Source organism: Azospirillum melinis, from assembly GCF_013340935.1.
Taxonomy (GTDB): domain Bacteria; phylum Pseudomonadota; class Alphaproteobacteria; order Azospirillales; family Azospirillaceae; genus Azospirillum; species Azospirillum melinis.
In genome coordinates, this window is the sequence record NZ_WHOS01000017.1 from 72,253 (window position 1) to 91,571 (window position 19,319).

The 19,319-nt window shown below is 67.4% G+C and carries 18 protein-coding genes; 9 read left to right on the plus strand and 9 right to left on the minus strand.

All coding sequences use genetic code 11. The annotated features are described in order from the left end of the window. Position 1 precedes the first annotated feature (1 nt). From GBZ48_RS15090 to GBZ48_RS15100, 3 genes are all read right to left on the minus strand, one after another. Positions 2-997 carry a BMP family protein gene (locus GBZ48_RS15090; protein WP_174471781.1) on the minus strand — a complete coding sequence of 332 codons (996 nt, stop codon included), beginning with the start codon at positions 995-997 and terminating at the stop codon, positions 2-4. A gap of 317 nt (positions 998-1,314) precedes the next feature. Next, a complete protein-coding gene (locus GBZ48_RS15095) occupies positions 1,315-1,494 on the minus strand; it encodes a DUF2256 domain-containing protein (protein ID WP_174471782.1) in 180 nt (59 codons plus the stop codon). Beyond that, the gene (locus tag GBZ48_RS15100) at positions 1,491-2,378 is read right to left on the minus strand and encodes an IclR family transcriptional regulator (protein WP_209798297.1); all 888 of its coding nucleotides are present in this window, start codon (positions 2,376-2,378) and stop codon (positions 1,491-1,493) included. Before GBZ48_RS15100 ends, GBZ48_RS15095 begins: the two co-directional genes overlap by 4 nt. Positions 2,379-2,567: 189 nt before the next feature. On the opposite strand from GBZ48_RS15100, the gene GBZ48_RS15105 reads away from it, so the two are divergent. From GBZ48_RS15105 to GBZ48_RS15135, 7 genes are read left to right on the plus strand one after another with little or no spacing between them, the layout of a single operon-like run. Continuing rightward, positions 2,568-3,662, plus strand: a complete 1,095-nt coding sequence (locus tag GBZ48_RS15105; protein WP_174471783.1) for an ATP-binding cassette domain-containing protein — start codon at positions 2,568-2,570, stop codon at positions 3,660-3,662. Further along, entirely contained in the window at positions 3,659-4,564 is a 906-nt protein-coding gene (locus GBZ48_RS15110; protein WP_209798298.1) for an ABC transporter permease, read from the plus strand. The genes GBZ48_RS15105 and GBZ48_RS15110 overlap by 4 nt, the downstream gene beginning before the upstream one ends. Positions 4,565-4,571: 7 nt before the next feature. Next, on the plus strand, positions 4,572-5,366 hold the full coding sequence (locus GBZ48_RS15115; RefSeq protein WP_174471784.1) for an ABC transporter permease: 795 nt from the start codon (positions 4,572-4,574) through the stop codon (positions 5,364-5,366). Between the two features lie 40 nt (positions 5,367-5,406). Then, positions 5,407-5,697 carry a (2Fe-2S)-binding protein gene (locus GBZ48_RS15120; protein WP_174471785.1) on the plus strand — a complete coding sequence of 97 codons (291 nt, stop codon included), beginning with the start codon at positions 5,407-5,409 and terminating at the stop codon, positions 5,695-5,697. Beyond that, the gene (locus tag GBZ48_RS15125; protein ID WP_174471786.1) at positions 5,694-7,079 is read left to right on the plus strand and encodes an FAD/NAD(P)-dependent oxidoreductase; all 1,386 of its coding nucleotides are present in this window, start codon (positions 5,694-5,696) and stop codon (positions 7,077-7,079) included. The genes GBZ48_RS15120 and GBZ48_RS15125 overlap by 4 nt, the downstream gene beginning before the upstream one ends. Then, positions 7,079-8,197, plus strand: a complete 1,119-nt coding sequence (locus tag GBZ48_RS15130) for an NAD(P)/FAD-dependent oxidoreductase (protein WP_174471787.1) — start codon at positions 7,079-7,081, stop codon at positions 8,195-8,197. Before GBZ48_RS15125 ends, GBZ48_RS15130 begins: the two co-directional genes overlap by 1 nt. 32 nt (positions 8,198-8,229) lie before the next feature. Further along, positions 8,230-9,291: an ABC transporter substrate-binding protein gene (locus GBZ48_RS15135; RefSeq protein WP_174471788.1), complete on the plus strand. Its 1,062-nt coding sequence runs from the start codon at positions 8,230-8,232 to the stop codon at positions 9,289-9,291. A 77-nt stretch (positions 9,292-9,368) separates the two neighbouring features. On the opposite strand, the gene GBZ48_RS15140 is transcribed toward GBZ48_RS15135, so the two are convergent. After that, complete coding sequence (locus GBZ48_RS15140) at positions 9,369-10,760, minus strand: class II 3-deoxy-7-phosphoheptulonate synthase (protein ID WP_174471789.1); 1,392 nt, start codon at positions 10,758-10,760, stop codon at positions 9,369-9,371. 320 nt (positions 10,761-11,080) lie between these two features. Here GBZ48_RS15140 and GBZ48_RS15145 point away from each other — a divergent pair, with 320 nt between their 5' ends. Beyond that, on the plus strand, positions 11,081-12,445 hold the full coding sequence (locus tag GBZ48_RS15145) for an AmpG family muropeptide MFS transporter (RefSeq protein WP_174471790.1): 1,365 nt from the start codon (positions 11,081-11,083) through the stop codon (positions 12,443-12,445). A 49-nt stretch (positions 12,446-12,494) separates the two neighbouring features. On the opposite strand, the gene GBZ48_RS15150 is transcribed toward GBZ48_RS15145, so the two are convergent. The 4 genes from GBZ48_RS15150 to GBZ48_RS15165 form a co-directional block, all read right to left on the minus strand. Continuing rightward, positions 12,495-13,391, minus strand: coding sequence for a manganese catalase family protein (locus tag GBZ48_RS15150; protein ID WP_174471791.1), 897 nt, complete (start codon positions 13,389-13,391; stop codon positions 12,495-12,497). Between the two features lie 275 nt (positions 13,392-13,666). Continuing rightward, the gene (locus GBZ48_RS15155; RefSeq protein ID WP_174471792.1) at positions 13,667-14,149 is read right to left on the minus strand and encodes a hypothetical protein; all 483 of its coding nucleotides are present in this window, start codon (positions 14,147-14,149) and stop codon (positions 13,667-13,669) included. A 175-nt stretch (positions 14,150-14,324) separates the two neighbouring features. Further along, a complete protein-coding gene (gene gor / locus GBZ48_RS15160; RefSeq protein ID WP_174471793.1) occupies positions 14,325-15,692 on the minus strand; it encodes a glutathione-disulfide reductase in 1,368 nt (455 codons plus the stop codon). A 132-nt stretch (positions 15,693-15,824) separates the two neighbouring features. Next, positions 15,825-16,319, minus strand: coding sequence for a flagellar basal body-associated FliL family protein (locus GBZ48_RS15165; RefSeq protein ID WP_246307198.1), 495 nt, complete (start codon positions 16,317-16,319; stop codon positions 15,825-15,827). 432 nt (positions 16,320-16,751) lie between these two features. Between GBZ48_RS15165 and GBZ48_RS15170 the strand changes: the two genes are divergently transcribed. Then, complete coding sequence (locus tag GBZ48_RS15170; protein WP_174471795.1) at positions 16,752-17,945, plus strand: nicotinate phosphoribosyltransferase; 1,194 nt, start codon at positions 16,752-16,754, stop codon at positions 17,943-17,945. A 51-nt stretch (positions 17,946-17,996) separates the two neighbouring features. Here GBZ48_RS15170 and deoA read toward each other — a convergent pair whose 3' ends face one another. Further along, positions 17,997-19,316, minus strand: coding sequence for a thymidine phosphorylase (gene deoA / locus GBZ48_RS15175; protein ID WP_174471796.1), 1,320 nt, complete (start codon positions 19,314-19,316; stop codon positions 17,997-17,999). Between the last annotated feature and the right edge of the window lie 3 nt (positions 19,317-19,319).

The following is a 19,319-nucleotide window of genomic DNA, read 5'->3' on the forward strand; positions in this document are numbered from 1 at the left end:
GTCACATCGTCGACTTCGGCTCGGCGTCGTTGACCTTCACGGTGAACTTGCCGTCGCGGATCTGCTGCTCGCGCTCCTTCACCTTCGCCTTGATGGCATCGGGGACCTTCGACTCGAAGGTGCCGAGCGGCGCCAAGCTGGAGCCCTTGTGTGCCATCATGCTGTAGGGGCCGTAATCCTCGGCCTTGTAGCTGCCGGCCTTCACCGCGGCGATGGCGCGCTCCACCGAAGGCTCCATGTGCCAGAGGGCGCTGGCGACGACGGTGTCCGGATATTGCGGCTGGGTGTCGATGACGTTGCCGATGGCGAGGACCTTGCGCTCCTTGGCGGCATCCGACACGCCGAAGCGCTCGGCGTACATCACGTCGGCGCCGCGGTCGATCATGGCGAAGGCGGCTTCCTTGGCCTTGGGTGGGTCGAACCAGGAGCCGATAAAGCTGACCGAGAACTTGACCTGCGGGTTGACCTCCTTGGCGCCTTCCATGAAGGCGTTCATCAGGCGGTTCACTTCGGGGATCGGGTAGCCGCCGACCATGCCGATGACGTTCGACTTGGTCATGCCGCCGGCGACCATGCCGGACAGGTAGGCCGGCTCCTGGATGTAATTGTCGAAGACCGAGAAGTTGGGTTCTTGCGGCTTGAAGCTGGAACCCATGACGAAGGCGGTCTTCGGGTAGTCCTTGGCGACGGCGCGGGCGGCGCGCTCCACCCCGAACACCTCGCCGAAGACCAGTTGCTGGCCGGTCTCGGCATACTGGCGCATCACGCGCTCATAATCGGTGTTGGCGACCGACTCGGCCCAGACATACTCGATGTCGCCGCGGTCGGCGGCGGCTTTCAGCGCGACATGGATGCGGCTGACCCACTGCTGCTCGATCGGCACGGTATAGATGCCGGCGACCTTAACCTTGCCGTCCGCGAATGCCGGCAGGGCGCCGCCGGCCGCCGCCGCGAAGGCAACTGCGGCGACGCCGCACAGCACCGCACGGCGCGTCATACCCCCAGCCGCCTTCCCAAAGACGTTCATCGCCCGATCCCCCATCCCCCGAACCGACATCATGAGTCCCCTTCGTCGCTGAGTATCGTTGGTCGCGTATCGTTGGCCGTCGTCACCGGCGGCGGTATGGCCGAGCCGCCGGAGTCATGAATACTCGGGAATGTGCCCGTAAATCCATGGACCCGTGCGGCCGCAATTTCGAATGCAACGGAAATGCCATCGACCGGAAGCGCTGCCCATCTCGCAGGCAGAAACCCCCGGCTGTTCAGAATGCTGGCATGTGATTGAATAAAGGGCAATTCTTCCTGACGGTCCGGTCAGGATCGCGGCGTGTCGCTCTCCCGCTTCCCCTCGCGCTTGCGGGCGTCTCCGCGGCAGCGGTCGGAGCAGTATTTCACCTCGTCCCACACCCGCTCCCACTTTTTCCGCCAAGTGAAAGGGCGGTTGCAGACCGGGCAGGTCTTGGTCGGCAGGTCGGCTTTCTTCACGCCCTTCATGCCGGGCCGCCTCCCAGAATCGCGGCGGGACGGCGCAGAACGGGGTCGAAGGGGTTCAACTGGCGGCTGATCGCGGCGGATTCGCGTTTCAGGATGTCGACCACCACCGGCAGTCGTTCCTCGTTCAGACGCTCGCTGATCGTGCCGACGCTGAGCGCCGCCACGGCATAGCCGTCGCGATCCAGCACCGGAACCGCCACGCCCGACATGCCCGGCAGCAGGCCGGTGGACCGGCTGGCATAGCCGAAATCGCGCACCCGCGCGATTTCCGTGCGCAGATAGACCTCGTCGATGATGCCGACGCCCTGCATGCGCGGAAGATTGAAGCGGATGACCTCCTCGCGCTCCTCCGCATGCAGGAAGGCCATGATGGCGAGGCTGCCCTGGCCGACGCCCAGCGTCACCCGGCCGCCGATGTCGCCGGTGAAGGAGCGGATGGGGAAGGGCCCCTCGCTGCGGTCCAGGCAGACCGCATCGAAGCCGCTGCGCACCAGCAGGAAAATGGTGTCGCGCAGCGTCGCCGACAGGCGCAGCAGGATCGGCCGGCAGATGTCGCGCAGGTTGTTCGGATTGCCGGCCTGTGCCGCGAGCCCGAACAGGTCGATGCCCAGCCGGTAGCGCTTGGTCGCCTTGTCCGCCTCAGCCATCCCCTCTTCGACCAGGATCTTCAGCAGGCGGTGGACGGTCGGGGGGGTGAGGTCGAGCGCGCGGGAGATGTCGGTCAGCCGGGCCCCCGCCTCGTTGGAAGACGCCAGCAGGCGCAGGATCGCCAGCCCGCGCTGCAGGCTGGACTTGCTGCCCGCCTCGTCAGTGCCGGCGTTTTCGGGGCCGGCGCTCTCGACACCCGCACTCCCTTTTGCCCTGCGGCGGAGGTCGGCGCTCATGTTGGGCTCCGTTCTGAAAATCGGTGATGTTGGTTGCCCCATCTATTCCGTATATCGGAAGCTTTTGCAAAATCTTTTCTGTTGGTGGAAAAAGCGGATTGACGCGACCGGGGGTGCGGCGGAACCATCGGGGCAACAGGTGAGGCCCGGAGACCGAGGCCAATTGTCGCAAGAGGGAGAATTCCCCCCGTGTCGTTCCTCGAATTGAAAAACATCACCAAGCGTTACGGCCCGATGACCGCGGTCGGCGACGTCTCGCTGTCGGTGGAGAAGGGCGAGTTCGTCTCCCTGCTCGGGCCTTCGGGCTGCGGCAAGACCACGACCCTTCAGATGATCGCCGGTTTCGTCGAACCGTCGGCCGGCACCATCCGGCTGGACGGACGCGACATCACGCGGGCCAAAGCGAACAGCCGCGGGCTGGGCATCGTGTTCCAGAGCTACGCGCTGTTCCCGCACATGACCGTGTTCGACAATGTCAGCTTCGGCCTGGAGATGCAGCGCGTGCCCAAGGGCGAGCGCAAGCCGCGGGTGGAAGAGGCGCTGTCGCTGGTCCACCTCGCCCCCTATGCCAAGCGCTACCCGCGCGAATTGTCGGGCGGCCAGCGGCAGCGCGTGGCGCTGGCGCGCGCGCTTGTCATCCGCCCGCCGGTCCTGCTGCTGGACGAGCCGCTGTCGAACCTTGACGCCAAGCTGCGCGAGGCGATGCAGTTCGAGCTGCGCGAGATTCAGCGCAAGGTCGGCACCACCACCGTCATGGTCACCCACGACCAGGCGGAAGCCTTTTCGATCAGCGACCGCGTCGTGGTGATGGAGGCCGGGCGCATCACCCAGATCGACCAGCCCTACCGCATCTACGAGCATCCGGAGACGGAGTTCATCTCCCGCTTCGTCGGCAAGACCAACCTGCTGCCGGGCAAGGTCGCGACCGCGACCGGCGCCGGCGCCACGGTGTCGCTGGCCGGCATCGCCGTTCCGGTGGAAACCGCCGGCCTGTCGGTGGGCGAGACGGTGACGCTGTGCATCCGGCCGGAAAAGTTGCACCTGACCGCGCCGTCGGGCGGGCTGCTGACCGGCCGCGTCGCCGACCGCTTCTTCCTGGGCAGCCAGTGGCTCTATCACATCGACGGGCCGCTCGGCACGCTGATGGTGGTGACGCCGAACGACGGGTCCACCCCGGCGGAGCAGGGGGCCCCGGTTGGGCTGGAATGGTCGCCGTCGGTCGTCCGCGTCCATCGCGGCGCCATGGCGGAAGCACCGGACGTTGCCCTCGAGGTGACGGGATGAGCACCACCCTTCCCGACGCCGCCCCGGCCTCGCCGGGCGGGGAGACGCCTGAGCGGCGCTTTCCCTCCGCCCCGCTGTTCCTGTCGGGGCCGGCCGCCCTGCTGTTCGCGGCACTGGTGCTGACACCGCTGTTCCTGACGGCGCTCCTGTCCTTCAACCAGTTCGACTATGCGACCGGGCGCACCGGCGGCTTCACGCTGGAGCATTATCTGGCGGTGGTGACCGACGAGTATTACCTAGAGATCTTCCTGCGCACCTTCCGGATCTCGGCGCTGGCAACCGCCATCTGCGTGGTGATCGGCGTGCCGGAAGCCTACATCCTCAGCCGGATGAGCAACCCCTGGCGGTCGATCTTCCTGCTGGTGATCCTGGCGCCGCTGCTGGTGTCGGTCGTCGTCCGCGCCTTCGGCTGGAGCATGCTGCTGGGTCCGGAAGGGCCGGTGAACGGGGCGCTGATCGCGCTCGGCATCGGGCGGATGAAGCTGCTCTACAGCGAGGGCACCGTGGTGGTGGCGCTGGTCCACGTCATGCTGCCATTCATGGTCATCCCGGTCTGGACCTCCTTGCAGAAGCTGGACCCGGCGGTGGAGCAGGCCGCACTCTCCTTCGGCGCCTCGCGCGCCACGGCCATCGTCCGCGTTGTGGCGCCGCAGATCCTGCCCGGCATCCTGTCGGGAAGCCTGATCGTCTTCGGCCTCAGCGCCAGCGCCTTCGCCATCCCCGGCCTGCTCGGCGGGCGGCGGCTGAAGATGGTCGCGACCGTGGTCTACGACCAGTATCTCAGCGACCTGAACTGGCCGATGGGGGCCGCGGTCGCCGTCATCCTGCTCGCCGCCAACCTGATCATCATGCTGACCTACCACCGCATGGTGGAAGGCCATTACCGCCGCCGGCTGGGGTGAAGACGCCATGACCCGCAACGGACCCGTCGCCCTGTTCTTCCACGCCTTGGTCGTCATCTTCATGCTGGCGCCGCTGGTGATCGTCTGCCTCGTCGCCTTCACACCGGAAAACACGCTGTCGCTGCCGACCAGGGGTTTTTCGCTGCGCTGGTTCGAGGCGGTGTTCCACCACCCGGACTTCGTCCAGTCCTTCTGGAACAGCCTGTGGCTCGCCGTGCTGTCGGCGACGCTGGCGGTGGCGCTGGCGGTTCCCGCCTCGCTCGCCATCACGCGCTATGAATTTCCCGGCCGCGGCTTCCTCAATGCGCTGTTCCTGTCGCCGCTGATCATCCCGCATCTGGTGCTGGGCGTTGCCATGCTGCGGCTGTTCGCCGTCGTCGGCGCCGCGGGCAGCTTTGGCTGGCTGGTGGCGGCGCACATGGTGATCGTCACCCCCTATGTCATGCGCCTGCTGATCGCCGCCATTTCCGGCTTCGACCGCAGCGTGGAGCAGGCCGCTTTCTCGCTGGGCGCCAGCGAGGCCACCGTGTTCCGCCGCGTCACCCTGCCGATGATCCTGCCCGGCGTCACCGGCGGCTGGCTGATCGCCTTCATCAACAGCTTCGACGAGTTGACCATGTCCATCTTCATCACCTCGCCGTCCACGGTGACGCTGCCGGTGCGGATGTACATGTACGCCACCGAATCCATCGACCCGATGATGGCGGCGGTGTCGGCGCTGATCATCGGCATCACCGCGGTCGCCGTGCTTCTGCTCGACCGTGTCTATGGGTTGGACCGCATCCTGGTCGGCCAGCAATGAGCGTCCGCTCCGGCCGTCCTCTCTTCGGAGACCAGTCATCATGGCTTTGCTGCAGCGTGTGGCCGAACAGGGCCGGCGCGTGGTCCGCTTCACCCTCGATGGGCGTCCGGTGGAGGCGCTCGAGGGCGACACCATCCTGACGGCCATGCTCACCAACGGCGACCGGCTGCGCCGGACGGAGTTCGCCGACACCCCGCGCGCCGGCTTCTGCATGATGGGCGCCTGCCAGGATTGCTGGGTAAGGACAGAGGAGGGCGAGCGGCTGCGCGCCTGCGGCACCTTCATCGCCGACGGCATGCGCCTGCTGAGCAATGGGGAGTGGAATTCGTGAGCGAGGTTCTCCCTCCCGTCATAGTCGGCGCCGGCCCGGCCGGCATCCGTGCGGCGGAACGGCTGGTCGCCGCCGGCCTGCGTCCGGTGGTGGTGGACGAGGCGGCACGCTGGGGCGGCCAGATCTACCGCCAGCCTCCAGATGGTGGGTTCACCCGGCCGAAGACCGCGCTGTACGGCTTCGAGGCCGGCAAGGCCGACGCGGTCCACCGCGCCATGGCGGCGATCCGCGACCGGGTCGATTACTGTCCGCGCACGCTGGTGTGGAACTGCGAGGCCGGGGCGCTCGATCTGCTGAGCGAGGGGGCCAGCGAAGCCTTGCCCTTCAGCCATCTGATCCTGGCGACGGGCGCCACCGACCGCGTGCTGCCCTTCCCCGGCTGGACGCTGCCCGGCGTCTTCACGCTCGGCGGGTCGCAGGTGGCGCTGAAGTTCCAGGGCTGCGCCGTCGGCCGTCGGGTGGCCTTCCTCGGCACCGGGCCGCTGCTCTATCTGGTCGCGTACCAGTATCTGAAGGCCGGGGTCGAGGTGGCGGGGGTGTTCGACACCACGCCCTTCACCACCCAGGCCTGTGCCACCGCCGGCATGCTGCGCGACCCGGCGACTCTGGCGAAGGGGCTGCTGTTCGTCGGCTGGCTGCGCGCCCACGGCGTGCCGATTCACAACGGCGTCCGTCCGGTGCGCGGCGAGGGTGCGGAGCGGGTCGATGCGCTGGTCTGGCGCGATGCCCGCGGGCAGGAACGGCGCACCGCGTGCGACGCTATCGCCTTCGGGCTTGGCCTGCGGTCGGAGACCCAACTGGCCGACCTCGCCGGCTGCCGCTTCCGTTTCGACGAAGCCGACCGGGCCTGGCTGCCGGAGCGGGACGGGGCAGGGCGCAGCTCGGTTCCCGGCGTCTATCTCGCCGGCGACGGCAGCGGCATTTCCGGCGCCGATGCGGCGGAACTGGCGGGGGAGCGCGCGGCGCTGGCCATGCTGGAGGATCTCGGCCGGCCGGTCGAGGCCGCGCGGGTCAAGGAACTGGACGGCCGGCTCGCCCGCATCGCCGCCTTCCGCCGCAGCCTGTCGGCCGCCTTCCCCTTCCCGGTGGACTGGGCCGACGCGATTGCCGACGACACGATGATCTGCCGCTGCGAAGGCATCACCGCCGGTGCGGTGCGCGAGGTCGCCCGCAGCGGACAGGCCCGCGAGATGAACCGTGCCAAGGCGCTGACCCGGGCCGGCATGGGCCGCTGCCAGGGCCGCATGTGCAGCGCCACCACGGCGGAGCTGCTGTCGCGTGCGCTCGGCACCGGCCCCGACGGGGTGGGGCGCCTGCGGGCGCAGCCGCCGATCAAGCCGCTGCCGGTCTCCGCCGGTGCCGAGCGGCGGGAGGTCGCGTGATGCGGGAACGGATCGACTGCGATGTCGCCATCGTCGGCGGCGGGATCGTCGGCGGGTCGGCGGCGCTGTTCCTGCGGCAGGCCGGCCTGTCAGTGACGCTGCTGGAGCGCGACTGGTGCGGCGCCAAGGCGAGCGGCGTCAATTTCGGCGGTGTGCGCCGGCAGGGCCGCCCGCTGGAGCAGCTGCCGCTGTCGCAGCGTGCCCATTCCATCTGGGGCCGGCTGCCGGAGCTGCTGGGCACCGATGCCGAATATATCCGCTCCGGTCATCTGAAGCTGGCGCGCAGCGAACCCGATCTTGCCTCCCTGATCGCTTATCGCGAGCGCACCCAGGGCTTCGGCCTTGGGCTGGAGATCGTCACGGGCGAGGAGTTCCGCCGCCGTTGGCCGGCGCTGGGCGACCGCGCCATCGGCGGATCGCTCTGCCCCGAGGACGGCCATGCCAACCCGCGCCTGGTTTCTCCCGCCTTCGCCCGTGCTGCGGCCAAGCTGGGCGCGGTGGTGCGCGAACAGACGCCGGTCGACCGGGTGGAGAAGGACGGCGGCCGCTTCGTCCTGCTGAGCGGTGACGCTCTGGAGGTGCGCGCCCGCTTCCTGCTGAACACCGCCGGTGCCTGGTCCTGGCGGGTGGCGGAAGCCTTCGGCGAGCCGGTGCCGCTGGAATCGCTCCATCCCAACATGGCGGTGACGGAACCGCTGCCCCGCTTCCTCGACGTCAACATCGGGGTGGAGGGTGGCGGGGTCTATGGCCGTCAGGTGCCGCGCGGCAACATGGTGGTCGGCGGCGGGCGCGGCTTCGCGCTGGACGCCGACCGCGCCCGGCCGCAGCGCGACGCCGTGCTGACGCTGATGCGCGACGCCGCGGAGCTGTTCCCCCAACTGCGCCACGCCCACGTCATCCGCTGCTGGACCGGGGTGGAGGGCTACACGCCCGACCGCAACCCGATCGTCGGCCCCAGCCGCACCACGCCCGGCCTGTTCCACGCCTTCGGCTTCTCCGGAGCCGGCTTCCAGATCGGCCCCGGCGTCGGCCAGACGCTGGCCGAACTGGTCACGACCGGCGGGACGCCGATGCCGCTGGAGCCCTTCCGCATCGACCGCTTCACACCGACCGCTTAAAATCCCACCCCTTGGCCCTTTGGAGGACGTGCATGCCCACCTTGCGTTCCCTGTCGCTCACCGGTCTCGCCACGGTTGCCATCGCGGCCGCCGCCGCCTTTTCCACCCCCGCTGCCGCCCAGACCAAGACGGTCTATATCGGCATGAACGGCGGCACGATGGAGAAGACCTATACCGAAAACGTCTTCCCCGCCTTCGAGAAGGCGACCGGCATCAAGGTGGTGGTTGTCCCCGGCACCTCGTCCGACATCCTGGCCAAGCTGCAGGCCCAGAAGGACAATCCGCAGATGCACGTCGTCTTCCTCGACGACGGGCTGATGTACCGCGCCATCGGCATGGGCCTGTGCCAGAAGATGGACAGCTCGCCGGTGCTGAACGACGTCTACCAGTCCGCGCGCCTGAAGGGCGACATGGCGGTCGGCGTCAACATGGGCATGACCGGTCTCGCCTATAACAAGGCGATGTTCGACGAGAAGGGCTGGGCGCCGCCGACCAGCTGGATGGATCTGGCCGATCCCAAGTACAAGGGCAAGATCGTCGTCCAGTCCGCCGCCAGCAGCTCCTTCGGCCTGCACGCCTTCCTGATGTACAACCGCATCAAGGGCGGCACCGAGGCCAATGTCGATCCCGGCTTCACCACCTGGCGCAAGACCATCGGCCCGAACGTGCTGGAATATATCCCCAGCTCGGCCAAGATCGCCGAGATGGTGCAGACCAACGAGGCGGCCATCTTCCCGCTGACCCCGACCGGCGTCGGCAGCCTGAAGGCCAAGGGCATTCCGGTGGAATACGCCCAGCCCAAGGAAGGCTCGGTCGTCCTGATGGTCGGCGAGTGCGTCGTCGCCAAGAACCCGGACAACGAGGCCGCGCAGAAGCTGGCCGCCTATCTGCTCGGGCCGGAGGCGCAGCTCGCCGCCCTGCAATATGGCGCGCAGATCCCGTCCAACACCAAGGTTACGCCGCCGGCCGATGTCGCTGACGAGATGAACAAGTTCCAGGGCTACATGAAGAACGCCGTCACGGTGGACTGGGACGTCATCAACGAGAAGCGCCCGGACTGGAACCAGCGCTGGAACAAGGAAATCGAGCGGTAACGCAGGCAATAACCGGGGCACGAAAAAGGGGGCGTTTCCGCCCCCTTTTTTTTGTCCGGACCTCTTCGGCGGATGCCTTACTCCGCCGCCACCGCGGCGCGGCGCCGGGCCTCGCGGGACTGGCGGCCTTCCTTCAGCTTTTCCGACAGCAGGAACGCCAGTTCCAGCGACTGGCTGGCGTTCAGGCGCGGATCGCAGGCAGTGTGGTAGCGCAGAGCCAGATTGTGATCGGTGATCGCCTGGGCGCCGCCCGTGCATTCCGTCACGTCCTGGCCGGTCAGCTCGAAATGCACGCCGCCAGCATGGGTGCCCTCGGCCTGATGCACCTCGAAGAAGCCTCTAGCCTCGGCCAGAACCCGCTCGACGGGGCGGGTCTTGTAGCCGGTGGTCGACTTGATCGTGTTGCCGTGCATCGGATCGCAGGACCACACCACCGTGCGGCCTTCGCGCTGGACCTTGCGCAGCAGCGGCGGGAACTTCTCCGCCACCTTGTCGGAACCCATGCGCACGATCAGCGTCAGGCGCCCGGCCTCGTTGGTCGGGTTCAGGATGTCGATCAGGCGGATCAGCTCGTCCGGGTCGGTGGTCGGGCCGCACTTCAGGCCGATGGGGTTCTTCACCCCGCGCAGGAACTCGACATGGGCGCCGTCGGGCTGGCGGGTGCGGTCGCCGATCCACAGCATGTGGGCCGACACGTCGTACCAGTCGCCGGTGGTGCTGTCGATGCGGGTCAGCGCCTGCTCGAACGGCAGCAGCAGCGCCTCATGGCTGGTGAAGAAGTCGGTCTCGCGGATCTGCGGGGTCGTCTCCGCGGTGATGCCGCAGGCGGCCATGAAGGCCAGCGTCTCGTCCAGGCGGGTGGCCAGCTCCTGGAAATGCTCGCCGGCTGGCGACTTCTCGACGAAGCTCAGCGTCCACTGATGGACCTTGTGCAGGTCGGCATAGCCGCCCTGGGCGAAGGCGCGCAGCAGGTTCAGCGTCGCGGCGGCCTGGGTGTAGGCCTGCATCATGCGCTCCGGGTCGGGAACGCGGGCATCGCTGGTGAAGTCGAAGCCGTTGACGATGTCGCCGCGGTAGGATGGCAGCTCCACCCCGTCGATGGCCTCCATGTCGGCCGAGCGCGGCTTGGCGAACTGGCCGGCCATGCGGCCCACCTTGATGACCGGGATCGAGGCGCCGAAGGTCAGCACCACGGCCATCTGCAGCAGGACGCGGAAGGTGTCGCGGATGTTGTTGGGATGGAACTCGGCGAAGCTCTCGGCGCAGTCGCCGCCCTGCAGCAGGAAGGCCTGGCCGGCGGCGGCCTCGGCCAGCTTGGCCTTCAGCCGGCGGGCCTCGCCGGCGAAGACGAGCGGCGGATAGGAGGACAGGCGCTGTTCGACCGCCTCGACCTTGGACAGATCGGGATAAGTCGGCAACTGCTTCGCCGGTTTCGTCCTCCAACTGGCGGGTGTCCAACGCTCGACCATGACGCGCCTGCTCTTCCTTGACGATTGCGGAACGGGGGCCGGGCGGGCGGCGAACGACCGGCGGCAAACCCCGTGGGAGGTACTCTATAGCGCGACTCGCGGAAACTTTTCCATAGTTTCGGCTCCCTTGCCGGCAATGCTGTGCCGCGGGCATAGGCCGCCTGCCACCGGGGGTGATTTCAGATGAAAGGAAATTCGCGTCAGGCCCTCGTGCTCTTGCCCGATGGGCAGGGGCCGGATCAGCAGGGTCCGCTGGCGGCGGATGCCTGCGGCCTTTATACATCGGGGGCGATGGACCACCCCCTAGAGGAGCCTTCCCGGTGAAACCGACATCCTGGCGGACAACGCGCCTGTCTTCCTGGGGGCAGGCCCTGGCGGTCTACCGCGACCCGCGCGTGCTGGCGATCCTGTTCCTCGGTTTCTCCGAAGGGCTGCCGCTGGCGCTGACCGGCGCCACGCTGAATGTCTGGCTGACCGAGCAGGGCGTCAGCCGGACCAACATCGGCCTGTTCGCGCTGGTCACCATGCCCTATGCGCTGAAATTCCTGTGGGCGCCGCTGATCGACCGGCTGCGCCTGCCGGTGATGACGCGGCTGTTCGGGCGGCGGCGCGGTTGGGCGCTGACGGCGCAGGCGGCGCTGATCGCAGCATTGCTGGGGCTTGGGACCACCGATCCGGGCCAGGATCTGTGGTGGACCGCCATGTGCGCGGTGCTGGTCGCCTTCTGTTCGGCCAGCCAGGACATCGTGGTCGATGCCTATCGCGTCGAGGTGCTTGAGGAAAACCAGCAGGCCGCCGGTGCGGCGGTTCTGGTGCTGGGCTATCGCTTCGGAATGATGGCGGCGGGGGCGGGCGCCCTCTATATCGCGCAGTTCCATGGCTGGCGCACGGCCTACGAGGTGATGGCCGGGCTGGTCCTGGTCGGCATGGCGACCATCCTGTTGTGCCGCGAACCGAAGGAGCCGCCGCCGAACGCGCGTGAGAGGCTGATCGCCGAATGGCTGGGCCACCGGCCCCATCTGTCGGGCCGCAGCGCCGTGCTTCTCGCCTGGTTCTATGGTGCGGTGGTGGCGCCCTTTGCCCAGTTCATTGAGCGGCGCGGATGGGTGGTCATCCTGGCCTTCATCGCCAGCTACAAGCTGGGGGAGGTGCTGGCCGGCCAGATGTCCTCGACCTTCTACATCAGCCTGGGCTTCACCAAGGTGGAGATCGCCAACGTCAGCAAGCTGTTCGGCCTGTGGGCGACCATTGCCGGCGGTCTGCTGGGCGGCCTGCTGGTGGGAAAGGTCGGGGTGCTGCGCGGCCTGATGATCGGTGGCATCCTGCAGATGGTGTCGAACTTCGGCTATGTCGTGCTGGCGTGGAGCGGCAACGACGTGTCGATGCTGGCGGTCACCGTGGCGGTGGAGAATGTCTGCGCCGGCATCGCGACCTCGGCCTTCGTCGCCTACCTGTCCAGCCTGTGCAACGTCGCCTACACGGCGACCCAATACGCGCTGCTGTCCAGCCTGTACAAGCTGGGCGGCGACCTGTTCGGCGCCTCGTCGGGCTGGCTGGCGGAGCGGATGGACTGGGTCAGCTTCTTCCTGCTGTCGATGGCCGGCGCCATTCCGGCCCTGTGCCTGCTGGTCTGGCTGATGGGCCTGCACAGGCGCGAGGAAGAGGCCGCCGTCCCCGCCCAGTGACGGGGACGGCTTGTCTGGAGGAGCGTGTTATCAGCCCCCGCCATTAGCCTCAGGTGGTCGTCTTGGTCTTGCCGGCGCCCGGCCCGGCGCCCAGGTCGGCGCCGGTCAGCGGATCGGAGTCGGGCTTCGACATGGTGCGGGCGGCCACGGCATTGACCGCCGCCAGTTCCGAGGCGGCGAGCTTGACCGTTGGGTTGCCGTCGCCGCCGTTGACCGGGGCGTCACCCATCTTGACGTCCACGAACTCCCACTGGGCGCCCTGGTTCCAGGGGCCGCGCATGTCGCCTTCGCCCTGGCTGGTGTTGTAATACTTGTCGGTGTATTCCGGCTTGCCCGGCAGCTTGCCCGGCGGGAAGTTGTTGTCGATGGCGTACAGCGCCTTTTCGAAGCTCTTCTGGTGGGCGATCTCGCGGGTCATCAGGAAGCCCAGCGCATCCTTCACGCCCGGATCGTCGGTGACGTTGATCAGGCGCTCATAGATGATCTTTGCGCGCGCTTCCGCCGCGACGTTGGAGCGCAGATCGGCCGTCGGTTCGCCGATGCTGTCGATGTAGCCGCCGGTCCACAGCTGCCCGGCCGAATTCACCAGGGCCGGACCGCCGCCATACAGCAGCGACAGGGTGTGGCTGCCATTGCCCTGGGTGATGTTGGCATACAGGTCGGCGGTCGCCTCCGCCCCCTCGGCCAGCTTGCCCTTGGCGCCCTTGGTCAACATGGCGACGATGGAGCCGATGATTTCGAGGTGGCTCAATTCCTCGGTCGCGATGTCAATCAGCAGATCCTTGCGGCCCGGATCCTCATCGGCCAGGCCCTGGGTGAAATAGCGCATGGCCGCGGCCAGCTCGCCCTGCGGGCCGCCGAACTGTTCAAGCATCAGGCTGGCGAGCACTAGATTCGGCTCGGACACGCGGACCGTGTACATGAGCTTTTTGTTGTGCATGAACATGCGAGGACTTCCTCCTGGGTCAGATGGCCCGCCTTGCAGGGGCCGCGGATCGGCGCGACCGGGGCTGGACCGGATCGCTTCACGTCCTCAACCAAGGATTTTTAGAAGCGTTCCAGGAAGAATGCCTGTTTCGGAGTGCTATGCCGGATGGATCACAATGGCGGCGGGAACGATTGCCTTCCGTATAGACGGTGGCTCAGGAACAAAGGCGCCCACCCGGTTTTCAAATCCGGGTGGGCGCCTTTGCCGAAAAGTACCGCCGAGTGCCGGGGAGCTTACTGCGCCTGGGCGCGGCAGGCTTCCAGGGCCGAGATCGCCTTGCGGGTGTCGTCGAGATAATAGGTGTAGGCGTAATCGTCGCCCTTGCCGTCGATCTCCATGTAAAGCTCGCGGCCGTTCATCAGGGCATCGATCGCCTTGGAGGTCGCCGGGATGCCGACGACGGCCATCGTCTTGTCGATGGCGGCGCCCGGAACCTTGTCGCCCCACTTCTTGTCGACCGACAGGGAGATCGAGAGATCTTCCTTCTCCTTCAGCTTCCAGGCGGAATCGCCGAAGATCAGAACCATCGCCTGGCCCTTGTTGGTATAGGCTAGGGCGATGGTCGCGGTGTCCTTCGAATCCGTCTTCCACTCCTGCGTGATGGCGCAGTCCTTGTCGATCTTGACGTCCCAGACGCCGATCTTGGTCTGAGCATGAGCCGCGCCGACCGAGGCGAACGCCGCAACGCAGGCAGCCGCTGCAAAAATTCCACGCATGTTTGGAGTCATTCCCTGGGAAAATTGTTCGTGCCGCCATGGTAGGTACCACAATCGGCGAAGGTCCAGGGATTTCCGGTCCTTATTGGCATGCAACGGGGGCCATGAGCGGAGGATTCCACCCATGGTCCCTGTTGCGGACGGCCTTCCGCTGCCTTGCGGTGGGCTTGTCCACTCAGATCTTCTTTTCCGGCTCCGCCTTCTCGCGCATCAGCACGAACTCCTCCGCAGTGGAGGGATGGAGCGCGATGGTGCGGTCGAAATCGCGTTTGGTGGCCCCGCAGTTCAGCGCGATTGCCAGGGCCTGCATCATCTCGGGCGCGTCCATGCCCATCATGTGGCAGCCCAGCACGCGCTGGCTTTCACCATCCACCACCAGCTTCATCAGCACCCGCTCGTCCCGGCCGGACAGGGTGTGCTTCATCGGGCGGAAGCCGGCCTTGTAGATGTCGACCTTAGGATACTTCGCACGCGCCTGCATCTCGGTCAGGCCGACGGTGCCCAGCGGCGGCAGGGAGAACACGCCGGTCGGCACATTGTCGTAACCGATGTGCATCGGATTGTCGTTGAACAGCGTCTCGGCCAGGGCGCGGCCCTCGGCGATGGCGATGGGAGTGAGGGCCATGCGGTCGGTGACGTCGCCAATGGCATAGATGTTGTCGACGGAGGTGCGCGACCACTGGTCGACCGGGATCGCGCCGGCCTCGTCCAGGGCAATGCCGATCTCTTCCAGGCCCAGATTCTTCGTGTTCGGCCGGCGGCCGGTGGCGGCCATCACCAGGCCGGCGGAATGCTCACGGCCCATATGGTCGGTCAGGGTATAGCCGCCAGGACCCTTTTCCAGCTTGGCCGGCTTGCAGCGCGAGATGATGTTGATGCCGCGCTTGCGCAGTTCCTGCGCCAGAGCGACGCGGATGTCGTCGTCGAAACCGTTCAGCAGATCGTCGCCGCGGATCATCAGCGTCACCTCCGCGCCCAGACCGCGGAAGATGCTGGCGAACTCCACCGCGATGTAGCCGCCGCCGATGATCAGGACGGAATGGGGAAGCGTTTCCAGATGCAGCGCCTCGTTGGAGGTCACGGCATGCTCCATCCCCTCCACCTGCGGCAGCGTCGGCCAGCCGCCGGTGGCGATCAGGATGTTGCGGGCGGTGTAGCGCTTGCCGTCGACCTCCACGGTATGGCGGTCGACGATCCGGCCAAACCCCTCATACAGGGTGACGCCGGAGTTCTTCAGCATGTTGATGTAGATGCCGTTCAGCCGGTCGATCTCGCTGTCCTTGCGCGCGATCAGCGTTTCCCAGTCGAAGGACGGCATGGGCGCGCTCCAGCCATAGCCGGCGGAGTCCTCGAAACCGTCGCGGAACTGGGCGGCGTAGACCAGCAGCTTCTTCGGCACGCAGCCGCGGATCACGCAGGTGCCGCCGACGCGGCTGCCCTCGCAGATCGCCACCTTGGCGCCATAGGACGCAGCGCGCCGGCTGGCGGCGACGCCGCCGGACCCCGCCCCGATGGTGAAGAGGTCGAAATCGAACTCGGCCACGGCCGTCTCCTTCCGCAACTGGACCCTGATCCTGCAGACGGTTCTCCCGAACGGCTCTTGCGAACAGTTGGGGGACCGTCGAATGTGGACCGGCAGCATATGGGGAGGCATGGGGCGTTGGGAAGCGCGCCCTCAGCGCAGCAGCATGTCCTGGATCAGGACTTGTCGAAGCTTCAGCGGGCGCATGGTCTTGTTGGCAACGTAGCGCAGCGCGTCCTTGATGTAGACCTGCCCGTCGGCCCCGCGCAGTTCGGCCGGATCGACCTCCAGCAGGCGCCGGCCCATGGCGTCGGCGATGTGCGGCAGGTGGGGCGTCACCGCCTCCATCGGGGTTGCCGGATCGAATTCCAGCACGGCGCGCAGCCGCAATTCCTGCAGGCGGCGGCCGTCGTTCAGCGTGATCGTCAAAGTGGGCAGGGCGGCATAGACGGCTGGCGAAACCTCGACCCGTGCCGGGGGATGGGCGCCCTGGGCAGGGGCGGGACGCAGCAGCAGCACACCGCCGACCCCGGCGCCGGCAAAGGCAAGCATCAGCCCCAGCAGGGCCAGGACGATCCGGTTCCCGGTGCCGTCGAAGGAGGGCAGGCCGTCCGGGTTGGACTCGGCGAACTCCAATTCCGCGGACATCGCTGCCTTGCTCATTCCGCTCTGCCTGAATGTTGCCGATCAACCGGTTCGTAAAACCTTAAAAGCGCGGAAGTGGTAGGTCAAATAAAGGTATTTTATTGGATTTTTTCTTTGATTGTCGATGGGTGGCTGGAATTCGACTGCGGACTTGGGACGTAGCTATTGGCGGCAGTCGCTGTATTCCGTGACGGCCGCAATCAGGTTTCCCGCGGAAAACGCAACTCAGCCATCCGCCGGGGGGCGGCCGGACGGGAAGCCTCTTCCCCCGTCCGGCCGGGACGTATAATGCTGGGATTCCAACACAACCGGCCGGCTGCCCTATCCGGGGGCCGGGCCATCGACGACGAAGCACTGAACACCATGCGCAGACCGATGCGTGGACTCATGTGCAGATGCATGTGCAGACTGGGGCGAAAGGCGAGGGTGACGGGTATGAGCGACACCGATAACCGTTCAGCTGGCAACCAAGCGGCCGGCAGCCGAAAGGCCGGACAGGGGCCGACGGCTCTTCTCCCGTCCTCCGCCTCGGTTCCCGACTGGACGGACACCTATTTCCGCCGCACCAAGGAAGCGGTGGGCAAGTTCGGCGACAAGACCGTGACCTATGCCATCTTCATGCGGCGTCCCGTCGTCTGCGCCCCGCGCCTTGCGGTGGAGTGGCTGGAGTCGGTGGCGCGCGAACGCAACACCGGCTTCCAGATCGAGCTGAACTACCCCGAAGGCAAATGGGTCGGCGCCGGCGAGCCGATCATGTACATCACCGGCTCCTTCTACCATCTGGTCGATTGCGAGACGATCCTGTTGCAGAAGCTGGGTCCGGCCAGCGTCGCCGCCTACAACGCCTTCACCATGTGCGCCGACCTGCCGAAGGTCGCCTTCCTCGCCATGGATGCCCGCCACTGCGCCGGGACGGAGATGGCGGAGATGATGGCCTATGCCGCCTCCGTCGGGTCCGACCGCGCCAAGCGCAAGGTCGGCGCCAAGGGCTTCATCGGCAACGCCACCGATGCCACCGCCCCCTATTTCGGTCAGGAGAAGGGCATGGGCACCATGCCGCACGCCCTGATCGGCTATGCCGGGTCGACGGTGCGCGCGGCGGAGATGTTCCACGAGACCTTCCCCGACCTGGGCCTGACCGTGCTGGTCGATTATTTCGGCCGCGAGATCACCGACGGGCTGGAGGTCTGCCGCCGCTTCCCGCAGCTGGCCGCCCAGGGCAAGCTGTCGCTGCGGCTCGACACCCCCGGCGGCCGTTTCGTCGAGGGGCTGGACCCGCCCGGATCCTATGCCGTGCTGGAGCGCCATGCGCCGCACGCCATCCGCGGCTACCGCGACGAGACGCAGCTGCGCTATCTGATCGGCACCGGCGTGTCGGCGGCGGCGATCCATTACGTTCGCGAAAGGCTGGACGATGCCGGCTTCCCGGCGGTGAAGATCGTCGCCAGCAGCGGCTTCGGCCCGGCCAAATGCCGGCTGATGGCGGAAGCCAACGCGCCAGTGGACATCATCGGCACCGGCAGCTACCTGCCCGAACGCTGGACCGAGACCTACGCGACCGCCGACATCATCGAGTATGATGGCGAGCGTCGCGTGAAGGTCGGTCGCGAGTTCCTGTTCCGGCGGTAAAGTCCCGACCGAGATTTCGCCCTCTCCCGCCCCGGGAGAGGGCGTTATCTTTCACCCCAGACGCTTCGCGATCAGCGGTCCGCGGACCGGCGCGGTGTCCGTCACCGTGACCGACGCGCGCAGGCGGCGCTCCGCCTCGTCGGCCTGGGCGTCGCTGCGGGCGTGCAGGATCGCCAGCGGACGGTCGCCCGGTCCCACCGCATCGCCCAGCCCGGCCACCGCGTCGAAGCCGACGGCGAAGTCGATGGCATCGGTCGTTTTGGTCCGGCCGCCGCCCAGCGCCACCACCGCCATGCCGACCCCGCGGGTGTCGATGGCGCCGACGAAGCCGGCCCGTTCGGCGAACAGCGGGCGGACGATGGGCGCGCTTTCCAGATGGCGGTCGGGCTGCTCCAGCAGGTCGGCCGGCCCGCCCAGCGCCGCCACCATGCGGGCAAAGCGTTCCGCCGCTTCACCGCTGGCGATGGAGCGGTCGGCTAGGACGCGGCCCGCCGCAGCGTCCGGCGCCAGCCCGGCCAGCGCCAGCAGTTCGGCGGCCAGCGCCGCGGTCACCTCGTAGAGCCGCGGTTCGGCCGGCTCGCCGCGCAGGATGGCGAGGCATTCGCGCATTTCCAGTGCGTTGCCGGCGCTGCGGCCCAGCACCTCGTTCATGTCGGTCAGCAGGGCCACCGCCGGCAGGCCGGCGCCCTTCGACACGGTGACGATGCTGTCGGCCAGCGCCTCGGCATCTTCGAAGCGCTGCATGAAGGCGCCGCTGCCGAACTTCACGTCCATCACCAGGGCGGCCAGCCCGGCCGCCAGTTTCTTCGACAGGATCGAGGCGGTGATGAGGTCGAGCGATTCCACCGTCGCCGTCACGTCGCGGATGGCGTAGAGCCGCTTGTCGGCCGGGGCGATGTCATCGGTGGCGCCGATCACGGCGCAGCCGACCTCCTTCACCACCCGGCGGAGCAGCTCGTTGTCGGGCTTGGCGCGGTAGCCCGGGATGCTCTCGAACTTGTCGAGCGTGCCGCCGGTGTGGCCCAGCCCGCGCCCCGACACCATCGGCACAAAGCCGCCGCAGGCGGCCAGCATCGGTGCCAGGATCAGGCTGACCTTGTCGCCGACACCGCCGGTCGAATGCTTGTCGATCACCGGACCGGGCAGGTCCAGCGACTTCCACTCCATCACCGTGCCCGAATCGCGCATGGCGCGGGTCAGCGCCACCCGTTCGTCCAGGCTCATGCCGCGGAAGAAGACGGCCATGGCGAAGGCCGATGCCTGCGCCTCCGACACGCTGCCGTCGGTGATGCCGCGGACGAAGTCCTGGATGGTGGCGGCGTCGAGCGGCTGGCCGTCACGCTTGGCGCGCACGATTTCCTGCGGAAGCATGCC

Bases quoted from the DNA above. Each gene is read 5' to 3' on its own strand.
- GBZ48_RS15090 (WP_174471781.1), bottom strand. From the start codon at position 997: ATGACGCGCCGTGCGGTGCTGTGCGGCGTCGCCGCAGTTGCCTTCGCG.
- GBZ48_RS15095 (WP_174471782.1), bottom strand. From the start codon at position 1,494: ATGAAGGGCGTGAAGAAAGCCGACCTGCCGACCAAGACCTGCCCGGTC.
- GBZ48_RS15100 (WP_209798297.1), bottom strand. From the start codon at position 2,378: ATGAGCGCCGACCTCCGCCGCAGGGCAAAAGGGAGTGCGGGTGTCGAG.
- GBZ48_RS15110 (WP_209798298.1), top strand. From the start codon at position 3,659: ATGAGCACCACCCTTCCCGACGCCGCCCCGGCCTCGCCGGGCGGGGAG.
- GBZ48_RS15115 (WP_174471784.1), top strand. From the start codon at position 4,572: ATGACCCGCAACGGACCCGTCGCCCTGTTCTTCCACGCCTTGGTCGTC.
- GBZ48_RS15120 (WP_174471785.1), top strand. From the start codon at position 5,407: ATGGCTTTGCTGCAGCGTGTGGCCGAACAGGGCCGGCGCGTGGTCCGC.
- GBZ48_RS15130 (WP_174471787.1), top strand. From the start codon at position 7,079: ATGCGGGAACGGATCGACTGCGATGTCGCCATCGTCGGCGGCGGGATC.
- GBZ48_RS15135 (WP_174471788.1), top strand. From the start codon at position 8,230: ATGCCCACCTTGCGTTCCCTGTCGCTCACCGGTCTCGCCACGGTTGCC.
- GBZ48_RS15140 (WP_174471789.1), bottom strand. From the start codon at position 10,760: ATGGTCGAGCGTTGGACACCCGCCAGTTGGAGGACGAAACCGGCGAAG.
- GBZ48_RS15150 (WP_174471791.1), bottom strand. From the start codon at position 13,391: ATGTTCATGCACAACAAAAAGCTCATGTACACGGTCCGCGTGTCCGAG.
- GBZ48_RS15155 (WP_174471792.1), bottom strand. From the start codon at position 14,149: ATGCGTGGAATTTTTGCAGCGGCTGCCTGCGTTGCGGCGTTCGCCTCG.
- GBZ48_RS15165 (WP_246307198.1), bottom strand. From the start codon at position 16,319: ATGTCCGCGGAATTGGAGTTCGCCGAGTCCAACCCGGACGGCCTGCCC.
- GBZ48_RS15170 (WP_174471795.1), top strand. From the start codon at position 16,752: ATGAGCGACACCGATAACCGTTCAGCTGGCAACCAAGCGGCCGGCAGC.
- deoA (WP_174471796.1), bottom strand. From the start codon at position 19,316: ATGCTTCCGCAGGAAATCGTGCGCGCCAAGCGTGACGGCCAGCCGCTC.